The organism is Echinicola salinicaeni (assembly GCF_014280965.1).
Classification (GTDB): domain Bacteria; phylum Bacteroidota; class Bacteroidia; order Cytophagales; family Cyclobacteriaceae; genus Echinicola; species Echinicola salinicaeni.
Window position 1 is genome coordinate 366686 of the sequence record NZ_JACODZ010000005.1, and the last position, 11300, is coordinate 377985.

An 11300-nucleotide genomic window follows, 5' to 3' on the forward strand; every position below is an offset into this window, starting at 1 on the left:
AAATTGGAATTGGGTCTTATTAAATCGGTTTTAAGAATTGGTAAGAATTAGGTTTTAATAATAACGGTTATGGAATATGTAAAAAATTTTCAGGAATTGAATGTGTACATTACATCTAAACAATTATCTCAAAATATTTTTCAGGTTTCCAGAGAGTTCCCAAAAGAAGAAACATTTTCTCTTACTGATCAAGTAAGAAGGTCCTCAAGATCTATAGGTGCTCAAATTGCAGAGGCATGGGGAAAGAGAAGATATGAAAGACACTTTATCAGTAAACTGACTGACACCGACGCCGAACAATTAGAAACTCAACATTGGATTGAAACAGCTTCCAATTGCGGTTACATTTCCGAGGATAAATCAAAGGAATTGTTAAACACATGCCGATCTATTGGAAAAATGCTTAATGGTATGATGGCCAAATCATCTGCATTTTGTGGAAAAACCCCTGTTTCTGACAAATAGTCCACTGATAACAGAATACAGAACACCGATTACCATAAATTAAAACACCATAGCCAATAGGCTTAATTGTTAGAAATAAAGTCTAGGCCTATAATAATAAACAAGCATGAAACTTTGGCAAAAAAACACAACCAGTACCAAGGAAGTAGAACAGTTCACCATTGGGCGTGACCCGGAATTTGACATTGTCTTGGCTCCCTTTGACGTATTGGGTTCCTTGGCACATGCCACCATGTTGGAAAGCATCGGGCTTTTGACTAAAGACGAGCTGGCCACCCTGAAAAAGGGCTTAAGAGAAATCTATGCGGAAATTGAAGCTGGGACCTTTAAAATTGCCCCAGGAGTTGAAGACGTGCACTCACAGGTGGAATTTCTACTTACTGAAAGATTTGGTGATGTAGGCAAGAAGCTGCACAGTGGGCGATCCAGGAATGATCAAGTTGCTGTAGACCTCAAACTTTATTACCGTTCTGAAATCCAAGAAGTACTTGCAGCTACAAAATCCCTTTTTGACCTTTTGGTGAAATTAGCCGAAAAGCATAAAAATGATTTGATGCCTGGTTATACCCACACCCAATTAGCTATGCCTTCCTCTTTCGGACTTTGGTTTAGTTCTTTGGCTGAATCCTTGGCAGAGGACCTTGAAATGCTTCAAGCAGCCTATAACCTTGCCGACAGAAACCCATTGGGTTCAGCAGCCGGTTACGGTTCTTCCTTTCCTCTCAACAGGACAATGACCACAGAACTATTGGGTTTTAAGGAAATGCATTATAATGTGATCAATGCCCAAAATAACCGTGGGAAAACTGAAAAAGTAATAGCCTTTGCCATGGCAGGCTTAGCAGGAACACTTAATCGTTTAGCTGCAGACACCATCATTTTTATGAACCAGCATTTTGGTTTTGTAAAGTTTCCTGATAACCTGACCACAGGTTCCAGTATCATGCCTCATAAGAAGAATCCTGATGTCTTTGAATTAATTAGAGCCAAGGCCAATCAAATCCAAAGTGGCCCTCAAAATTTGATGATGCAAATGACAAATACCACCACTGGTTATCACCGTGATTTGCAGCTTTTGAAGGAAACGACTTTCCCTGATTTTGAAAAACTGAAAGAATGCCTTCAGATCACTGAATTTATGTTAGCGCATATTGAGGTGAAATCCGGAATTCTTGATGACAAGTTCTACAAACACCTGTTCAGCGTGGAAGTGGTCAATGAATTGGTATTGCAAGGAATGCCCTTCCGAGATGCTTACAAAAAGGTTGGTCTGGATATTGAAAGTAACAACTTCACTCCTGAGCATAATGTAAACCACAGTCATGAAGGCAGCATAGGCCAACTTTGCTTAGATGAAATCAAACGAAAAATGGATCAGGCCATTGCTAAATTTGATTTTGGAAAAATAGAATCCAGTTATAAAAAATTGCTGGAAGACTAATAACAGTTTATAAACATTGTAAACAAGATGCCAGACTTAAATCACAAGTCTGGCATTTTATGTTAAAGTCTAAATATCTATTCACGAAATACGCTCATTCAATTGCCATCTTTCTTATAAATTCGTTATTTTGAATCTTTAAATTTTTGAGCGGTGCCATACAAAGAACGAGAAATAGAAAAAAAGTATTATTCCATTGGTGAAGTAGCTGAAATGTTCAAAGTAGCTACTTCCCTTATCCGCTATTGGGAAGGTGAATTTGACATCATCAAACCCAAAAAAGACAAAAAAGGCAACCGCAGGTTTACCAAGGAAGACATCGAAAAAATCGGTCTCATTTTTCATTTGGTAAAAGAAAAAGGCTACACCCTCCAAGGTGCACAGGAAATCATCAAAAAGGACCACTATGAGGTTTCCGATAAAGCCGGCATGGTCAACCGCCTGAAAGAAATCAGGAGCTTTTTAATCGAAATCAGGAACAATCTTCATGCAGAAAACAACGGATGAAACAAAACTACTTTACTCCATAGCACTTAGTCTAATTCCCCAACTAGGCCCCAATATTTTTAAAACCATCATCAGCTATTGCGGATCGGCACAGGAATTTTTCAATATGGCTCGAGGTAAGGCAGCCAAAATCCCTGGCATAGGACCCAAATTACTTGAAATAAGAAAGCAAAAGCTAGAATTCCTCAAAAAAGCCGAGAAGGTGATGGCGGATTGTTCAAAACATCAAATTAACATCCATTGCTATCTGGACAAAAGCTACCCAACAAGGCTCAAATCATACTTGGACTCACCTGTACTCTTATTTACAAAGGGGAATATTAACCTTAATCCAGAAAAGAGTATTGGTATTGTAGGTACCCGGAATGCCTCTGATTATGGTAAGCTGACGACTCGTAAAATAGTTGAAAGTCTAGCTCCGTTCCAACCAACAGTCATCAGTGGCCTTGCTTATGGGATTGATATTACCGCACATAGGGCTGCCTTGGATTTTGGATTGCCTACCATTTCGGTGTTGGGAAATTCACTAGAATCCATTTATCCTGCCACCCACAATAGTACTGCAAACAAAATGATGGAAAATGGAGGTTTGCTTTCAGAATACAAGGTTGGGACTGTACTGAACGCCAATAATTTCCCCGCTAGAAACCGCATTATCGCTGCTCTCTCTGATGCCTTGATTGTAGTGGAGGCTGCCAAAAGAGGTGGCGCATTGATTACTGCAGAAATTGCCTACAGCTATAACCGTGAAGTCTTTGCAGTTCCCGGTAACCTCCAAAACACCTACAGTGAAGGCTGCAACAACCTGATCAAATCCATGAAGGCCAGTATTTATACCGGGCCAAAAGATATTCAAGAAGCACTTTCATGGGAGACTGGAAACAAAAAGAAAAATCCTGAAAAACCTAACAAAATAGACCTCAGCAAATTCCCTATTGAGGAACAGACTATTCTAAAATTACTTTCCGATAACCAAGAATTAGAAATCGACAACCTTAGTTGGCAAAGCCAAATCCCTGTTTCCCAACTGGCTTCACTCTTGCTTAATTTGGAATTCCAAGGACTTATAAAATCCTTTCCTGGCAAAAAATACGGATTGAGCTAAATATATAAATTTTGCTTTTCGGGATTTTAAATCCCGAAAATAAATAACGGAGGATTTAAAATCCTCCAAATCAAAATTCGCTATTTTAAATGACGAATAGTTTAAAATCAAACTTAGCTAAAAACAAACCTAGCCAACTTCATAGCCTCTCCAAACTCCTCCTTGTTCAAATTTAATTCGAAACCTTCTTTTTCCAACACCTCTATCATCACTTCAGTAGCCACATTCCCCACCAATTCATCTTTGGCCATAGGGCAGCCACCAAAGCCCTTAATGGCCCCATCAAAACGCTCACAGCCACCTTTCAATCCAGCCTTAATTTTTTCTTCAATGCTTTCAGGCCTACTATGAAAATGCGCCCCAAATTCTATCTCCGGATAGGCTTGAATATTGGTACTGAACAACTCCTCTATCAACTTGGGCTCTGCCACACCAATCGTATCTGACAAGGCAATGATCTTAATTCCCAAAGCATCTAATTTCCCCACAAATTCTGCCACTATTTCAGCGGAAAATGGCTCTCCATAGGGATTGCCAAAGCCCATACTTAAATAGGTTACCAAGGTCCTACCCTTGATTTCACAAAGGTTCTGAATATCCTCCACTGTTTCCAGTGCTTCTGCTATGCTTTTATGGGTATTTCTTTGCTGAAAGGTTTCTGATATGGAAAGGGGGAAACCCAAATAATCAATTTCCTCAAAATGCAATGCATCATCAGCCCCCCTTTTATTAGCGACTATTGCCAATAATTTCGATTTGGAATGAAACAAATCCAACAGCTCCAACAGCTCGGCAGTATCCCGCATTTGCGGCATGGCTTTAGGGCTCACAAAACTTCCAAAATCCACCGTATCAAAGCCCACCTCCAATAATTGATTGATATATGCTGCCTTGATTGCTGTATCGATAAATTCTTCTCTCCCCTGCATCGCATCCCGAGGACATTCAATGATCTTCATAATTACTGGTAATTGCTTGTTTCTAAATAATCGAAATTAATTAAATTAATTCGTTTTACATCCACTATTTCATCATATAAAGGAATGCCTAATTGAATAATATAAATTCAATTCCATAAAAAAAACAGGTATTAGAAGCTACAGCCTCCAATACCTGTCGATAATTGATGCGTATTAAACCTAATAGATTAAAAAATATCAATTCTCTTTGTCAAGTACTTTTGCATAATTGATGCCAGCCTTGTCCCAATATTTAGTTTGAATTACTGCTAAAGCCTGCTTAAAACTATCAAAATCCTTATTATCCAGTTCAGTCCAGCCCACTTCTGCAAATGCTGCGATTCTAGGGAAAGTCTGGTATTCTACTTTTTCATTATTTGGAGCCCATTCTGTCCACATTTGACACCCAGTTCCATATACATTTTGGTGGTATTTGGCATCCAATCCCTCTGGAATAGGGTCAAAACTATAGGCTTTTTCCAAGCTGATGCTCTTATAACTATAATCCAAATAAGTATTGCTATGCAGGGAATTCACAATGCCATAACCTTTCTCAGCTGCTTCAGTGGCCAGTTCAAGATTGCCTTTCCAAAAGTGTACTACCACATTTTTTGCCAGCTCGGTTTCGGCTTCTTGATCGTCCTTCTTCTCACTGAAATCTGTATGGATATTTGTTCCCATGATCTCATTCCAACCCATCATTCTTCTGCCGTTATCTTCAATGAATTTTGAAATGTCATTGGTAAAACTAATCTGTAAATCTGCAGGGGTATTAATACCATGCTCTTGCATATACTTTTGTACGTGGGCGGATTCCTCCCAAACTTTGTACCCTACTTCATCACCCCCAATATGGATAACCTCTGAAGGAAACAACTCAAAAATTTCCTTCAGAACATCCTTGGAAAATTGTACGAACTCCGGTTTGGTCACATCATAATTATCATAATGTCTTCCAAATTTAACAGGCACATCAATATCCTTACCTGCTGTACCCAGCCAAGTATAAGCTGCAATAGCAGCACTTGAGTGACCTGGCATTTCAAACTCAGGAACTATGGTGATATTCCTGGCTGCTGCATAGGCAACAATATCCTTGATTTGCTCTTGCGTGTAAAAACCTTCATGTGGTTCTCCAGCAGTTTCGCCGCTTCCCCACGTTCCTATTTCAGAATCTGACCGCTTGGATCCTACTTCTGTCAATAAGGGATATTTTTTAATTTCAATTCTCCATCCTGCATCATCAGTTAAATGCCAGTGAAACCGGTTCATTTTCAGCAAGGCCATTTGATCCAAAATCTTCTTCACAAACACTTCTCCTTGAAAATATCTTGACTCATCCAACATATATGCACGCCATCCAAAGCGTGGTTCATCTTCTATTTTCACACTCGGTACCAACCAAGTGTATGTCTGGTCTCCCTCAGAAGATTCTTTGACAATAATCTGTCTAAGACTCTGAACCCCATAAAACCAGCCCGCTCTGTCCAAAGCTTCAATATTTATTTGCCCTGGATTTACAATTAGCTTATAGGCTTCTGAGTCTAAATCCTCATTTTTTAAAAAATTCAATTGAGCACTTCCTCCTTCTTTAATTTCAACTTGAATTTCACCTTTAAGGTAATCAGCTAATAATTCGGCGACTTCCTTTTGTTCCTCTCCATTAACAGAAACAGTCAGTTTACCATTAAGCACCATTGATGCTTCTCCAAGCTCAACACTGTTTGGTTGGGGCACTACCAAAAATTCTTCAGATGAAAAAGTCCTTCCCTTTTCCGTACAGCTTATTATTATCAGAGAAAAAAATAATAAGGAAAACAATACTTTAATTTTCATACTTTATTTTAGTCTAAGGTTATCAAAGACTAAAATAAAACAAAATGAAATAAAAAACAATTAATTTATTTCGTTTCAAAAGTTCTTTTGTTTTTAATTATTACGATTAGTCATACTAAACCAAACAAAAGCCATTATGAAGTTAATAAGCTTCTTAATGACTTTCTTTCCATTCTTTAATTAGCTTATCAAATTCCTTGTCCAACCATTTAATTTACGGCCGAAAGCGGAGGTAAGGGAGGCGGAACTTGATTACTAATAGGCTTAATGCTTTTTAGGTACGCAAAAATAGCTTCAACTTCTTCATCAGTATAATATTTGAACATTTCCCAAGGCATCGGTGGCAATATCATTCTAGATCCATCTAATCCTTTGTATTTCCCTTCTCTAAAGACCTTAAAAAGTTGTTCTACTTTCCAAGTACCAATACCCGTTTCATCTGGAGTAAGGTTAGCAGCATAAGAAACGCCCCAAGGGCCTATCCATTCGGTCAAATCACCTGTAACGGCAAGTCCTTTGGCTTCCATTTCTGCTCGATCGACTTTTATTTTAGGCATTTCCGCTGGATGGCCTGAAAGCCAAAGTGCTGAGTCTAACACAGGACCATGTACGGTCATCTTTTTTGGAGTATGACAATCATTACATCCTCCTACCAGCACTAGGTGTTCACCAAATTTTATCTGGCTCTCAAATCCATGGTACAATGGTACCTCTCCCATAAGGACATCATTTGCAATACTGCCGGAATTCTTTTCACTACACTGGAAAAGAAGAATGATAATCAGCGCCGACAAAAGGGGATTAAAATACTTTTTCATGATATTTTGGGCATAATAGTTATAAAACACAATTAAAAGTCACCCTTAGATGGCCTTTCCGGCCTTTTCTTCTATAAAAATCCACAAAATGTCATCTCCCACCGGAAAAAACACCTATAAGTAGCTCACTATAAGTTAATTGAATTAAACAACAATTAAAATAGAAATAGCATAATTATTTTTCACCAATTGCAGGTATTTTATTTAATCAACAAATTAGATTCCTCATTAAATATTGAGCAAGAATTAATGAAGAATCCAATTCATAAAAAAAGGTGATCATATTCATGACCACCCTATCTATTTAAAACCTACCATAATGATCCAAGTAGGATTTAATTACCTGTATTTAATCAAGATCGAAACGATCCAGATCCATTACCTTGGACCAAGCGGCAACAAAGTCTTTAACAAATTTTTCTTGACCATCTTTATATCCATAAACTTCAGCCAATGCCCTTAATTCAGAATTTGAGCCAAAAATCAGATCAACCCTTGTCCCTGTCCATTTGACTTCACCAGTCTTGCGATCACTACCCTCAAACAAGTCTTGAGCATCCGAGGTGGACTTCCATGTAGTCCCCATATCCAATAAATTGATGAAATAATCATTGCTCAACACTTCAGGTCTTTTGGTAAAGACTCCATTATTGGAACCATCATAATTCGTATTAAGAACACGTAATCCTCCTACAAGCACGGTCATTTCCGGTGCTGTCAGTGTCAACAATTGGGCACGGTCTACCAACATCTCCTCAGCTGATGCCCTATGTGTCTTATTATAATAATTCCTAAATCCATCAGAACCTGGTTCCAGTGCAGCAAATGATTCTACATCAGTTTGTTCTTGACTCGCATCTCCACGACCTGGTGTAAAAGGAACTTTTACTTCATTACCCGCAGCTTTTGCTGCCTTTTCTACGCCTGCACAACCTGCCAAAACAATCAAATCAGCCATAGAAACTTGCTTACCATCACTTTGAGCACTATTAAAGCTTTCTTGAATTACCTCCAACTTTGCCAAAACCTTAGAAAGCTGGGAAGGATTATTTACTTCCCAGTCCTTCTGAGGGGCCAATCTAATATGTGCACCATTTGCTCCACCACGCTTATCTGAACCACGGAAAGTAGAAGCAGAAGCCCAAGCTGTAGCTACCAATTCGGAAACCTTCAATCCTGAATCCAAAATTTTACTTTTGAGTTCGGCAATATCCTTATCATCCACCAATTTATGTGTAACTGCAGGAATAGGGTCTTGCCATAGAAGTTCCTCACTAGGAACTTCAGGACCAAGGTATCGTTCTACAGGTCCCATATCCCTATGCGTTAATTTATACCAAGCCCTAGCAAATGCATCCGCAAACTCTTCTGGATTTTCATAAAACCTCCTTGAGATAGGCTCATAAATAGGGTCCATTCTTAGCGACAGGTCTGTAGTCAGCATAAATGGAGCATGCTTAATGGAAGGGTCATGTGCATCAGGAATGGTACCAGCCCCCCCATTATCTTTTGGCTTCCACTGGTAAGCGCCAGCTGGACTCTTGGTCAACTCCCATTCATAACCAAATAGATTTTCAAAATAACTATTACTCCATTGGGTCGGAGTGCTCGTCCAGGCACCTTCTAGACCTGATGTAATCGTATCAACACCTTTTCCACTGCCCATGCGATTTTTCCAACCCAAGCCCATTTCTTCAATGGAAGCCCCAGCTGGTTCTGGTCCTACATATTTTTCTACATCACCAGCCCCATGAGTTTTTCCAAATGTATGACCTCCTGCAATCAAAGCCACCGTTTCTTCATCATTCATGGCCATCCGCCCAAAAGTTTCTCTGATATCATGGGCTGCCGCTACAGGATCAGGTTTTCCTTCCGGTCCTTCAGGATTCACATATATTAATCCCATATGGGTAGCACCCAAAGGATTTTCCAGTTCTCTACCTTTTCCACCACTATATCTATCCTTATCCCCCATCCATTCACCTTCAGATCCCCAGTAGATATCCTCCTCAGGTTCCCAAACATCCTCTCTACCTCCACCAAAGCCAAAAGTTTTTAGTCCCATAGACTCCAAAGCACAATTACCGGCCAAGATCATTAGGTCAGCCCAAGAAATTTTCTTTCCATACTTTTGTTTTACAGGCCATAATAAAAGACGTGCCTTGTCGAGATTAGCATTATCAGGCCAACTGTTTAATGGGGCAAATCGCTGAGATCCAGAACCTCCACCTCCACGACCATCAGAAATACGATAAGTTCCTGCACTGTGCCAAGCCATTCTAATAAAAAACGGTCCATAATGCCCATAATCTGCAGGCCACCAATCCTGGGAGTCGGTCATCAATTCAAACAAATCTTCCTTAACCTGCTTTAAATCAAGTTTTTTAAACTCCTCGGCATAATTAAAATCTCCCTCCATAGGATTGGACAAGAAAGAATGTTGACGAAGGATACTCAAATTCAACTGGTTGGGCCACCAATCACGGTTTCTGGTTCCGCCACCTGCAGCCTGATTTAAGGTTCCACCAATAAATGGGCATTTACTTTCTCCGTTAGAGCCATTTGAGGAGGTATTGGGCTTCATGCTATTTTCCATTTCTAATGATTTTTTAAGTAAATAATGATCTAAAAAGACGATGAATAGATTGAATTTTTAAACAGTACTTTTTTATATTCTTCTATAATTTAAAAATTTATAATTAGTTCACCAAGGCATTTAACTCCTTTACAAACCAATGGGATTCTTTGATTTTTTTTTAAAACAGATAATAAACCCAAATGTTTTAATTGGACCAATAAGAAGGAACCCAAAACATCATTTCCCTATCAATATCAGCGAATTACAAATATTTTCCCTATTTTAGATCATCATAATTCATTGAATTTATCCGCATTAATTCTCCGAGGATAATCCTCGAAAGACGATTCATTTTCTGATTAAAACTCTATAGGAAATGATTTTATAATCAAGTCTTAACCTTTAATAAAGGTCCAATTGGGTCAAGTTTCTTGAATCAACAATAATTCAATAACCTAGGTATTATACCTATAACCAAGTCAATTTTTGAAAGTTTTTTACACGCACAATAAACCACAATACACATGAGAAAAGTAAGAATATTATCCATTGATGGCGGTGGGATTCGCGGGATTTTACCCGGAGTGGTCCTCAGCCAACTAGAGAAAAAAATCCAAAAGAAGGGTAAGGATGAAACGCTAAGATTATCTGATATGTTTGACTTTTTGGCGGGCACCAGTACAGGTGGCATCCTTACTTTGGCCTATTTGACACCAAATGAAGAAAATCGTCCCAAACTAACCGCAGATCAAGCTGTAAATATTTATTTGGACCGTGGGGATGAAATTTTTGATGTGAGCAAATGGCAGAAAATTAAAAGTGGTGCAGGAATATTAGATGAGAAATTCGACGCCAGCGAATTGGAGGAGGCACTAAATGATACCTTTTTGGAAACCGAGCTATCCCAACTCTTAAAACCCTGCATTATCAGTTCCTATGATATTAGAAATGGGAAACCACATTTTTTTAAGCAGCACAAAGCCCAAAAAGACATATTTAATTATAAGGTAAAAGATGTCGCCCGGTCAACCTCTGCAGCTCCTACCTACTTCGAAACTGCAAGGATAAAAAACAATTTGGGAACACCCTATCCACTGATTGATGGTGGAGTTTTTGTAAATAACCCGGCATTGGTGGCATACTCCGAAGTCCGGACGATGAATTTTGATGGCATAGATCACCTTCCTACTGCTAAGGATATGATGATTGTTTCACTTGGAACGGGTAGCACTAGTCAAAAATATGAATATAAAAAAGCTAAAGATTGGGGTGCGGTCGGTTGGATAAAACCTATTATTGAAATCATGATGTCTGGAAATGCTAAAACTGTGCACCATCACCTAGACCAAATCTATAAAACACTCAGTGCCAAGGATCAAAAAGATTACTACCGTTTAGAGCCTATACTCATTCAAGCAGATACAGCTATGGATAATGGATCAATTGAAAACATGACTAAATTAAAAGAAGATGCATTAAGTTATATCTCCAAAAGTGAAGTCGATGAGCAGCTGGATGAAATTACAGAAAAGCTGTTTAAATTTTCTAATGCCTAATTCTCAACCAAAGCTTCAAACCGGAAGGTATTAAT

The 11300-nt window shown here is 38.8% G+C and carries 9 protein-coding genes; 5 read left to right on the plus strand and 4 right to left on the minus strand.

Annotated features, from left to right (window positions below):
• Positions 1-69 precede the first annotated feature (69 nt).
• The 4 genes from H7U17_RS11545 (at position 70) to dprA (ending at position 3518) form a co-directional block, all read left to right on the plus strand.
• On the plus strand, positions 70-465 hold the full coding sequence (locus tag H7U17_RS11545; protein ID WP_186756876.1) for a four helix bundle protein: 396 nt from the start codon (positions 70-72) through the stop codon (positions 463-465).
• Between the two features lie 106 nt (positions 466-571).
• Positions 572-1906 carry an argininosuccinate lyase gene (gene argH / locus H7U17_RS11550; protein WP_186756877.1) on the plus strand — a complete coding sequence of 445 codons (1335 nt, stop codon included), beginning with the start codon at positions 572-574 and terminating at the stop codon, positions 1904-1906.
• A 153-nt stretch (positions 1907-2059) separates the two neighbouring features.
• Positions 2060-2413, plus strand: a complete 354-nt coding sequence (locus H7U17_RS11555) for a MerR family transcriptional regulator (RefSeq protein WP_186756878.1) — start codon at positions 2060-2062, stop codon at positions 2411-2413.
• Positions 2394-3518: a DNA-processing protein DprA gene (gene dprA, locus H7U17_RS11560; protein WP_186756879.1), complete on the plus strand. Its 1125-nt coding sequence runs from the start codon at positions 2394-2396 to the stop codon at positions 3516-3518. Before H7U17_RS11555 ends, dprA begins: the two co-directional genes overlap by 20 nt.
• Positions 3519-3631: 113 nt before the next feature.
• Here dprA and H7U17_RS11565 read toward each other — a convergent pair whose 3' ends face one another.
• The 4 genes from H7U17_RS11565 to katG all read right to left on the minus strand — a co-directional run bounded on the left by H7U17_RS11565 (position 3632) and on the right by katG (position 9727).
• Positions 3632-4477, minus strand: coding sequence for a hydroxymethylglutaryl-CoA lyase (locus H7U17_RS11565; protein ID WP_186756880.1), 846 nt, complete (start codon positions 4475-4477; stop codon positions 3632-3634).
• Between the two features lie 198 nt (positions 4478-4675).
• Positions 4676-6313 carry a beta-N-acetylhexosaminidase gene (locus H7U17_RS11570; RefSeq protein ID WP_186756881.1) on the minus strand — a complete coding sequence of 546 codons (1638 nt, stop codon included), beginning with the start codon at positions 6311-6313 and terminating at the stop codon, positions 4676-4678.
• Between the two features lie 209 nt (positions 6314-6522).
• Positions 6523-7131, minus strand: a complete 609-nt coding sequence (locus tag H7U17_RS11575; protein WP_186756882.1) for a cytochrome c family protein — start codon at positions 7129-7131, stop codon at positions 6523-6525.
• A gap of 349 nt (positions 7132-7480) precedes the next feature.
• Positions 7481-9727, minus strand: coding sequence for a catalase/peroxidase HPI (katG, locus tag H7U17_RS11580; RefSeq protein WP_186756883.1), 2247 nt, complete (start codon positions 9725-9727; stop codon positions 7481-7483).
• A 506-nt stretch (positions 9728-10233) separates the two neighbouring features.
• Between katG and H7U17_RS11585 the strand changes: the two genes are divergently transcribed.
• Entirely contained in the window at positions 10234-11265 is a 1032-nt protein-coding gene (locus H7U17_RS11585) for a patatin-like phospholipase family protein (RefSeq protein WP_186756884.1), read from the plus strand.
• Positions 11266-11300: the final 35 nt, after the last annotated feature.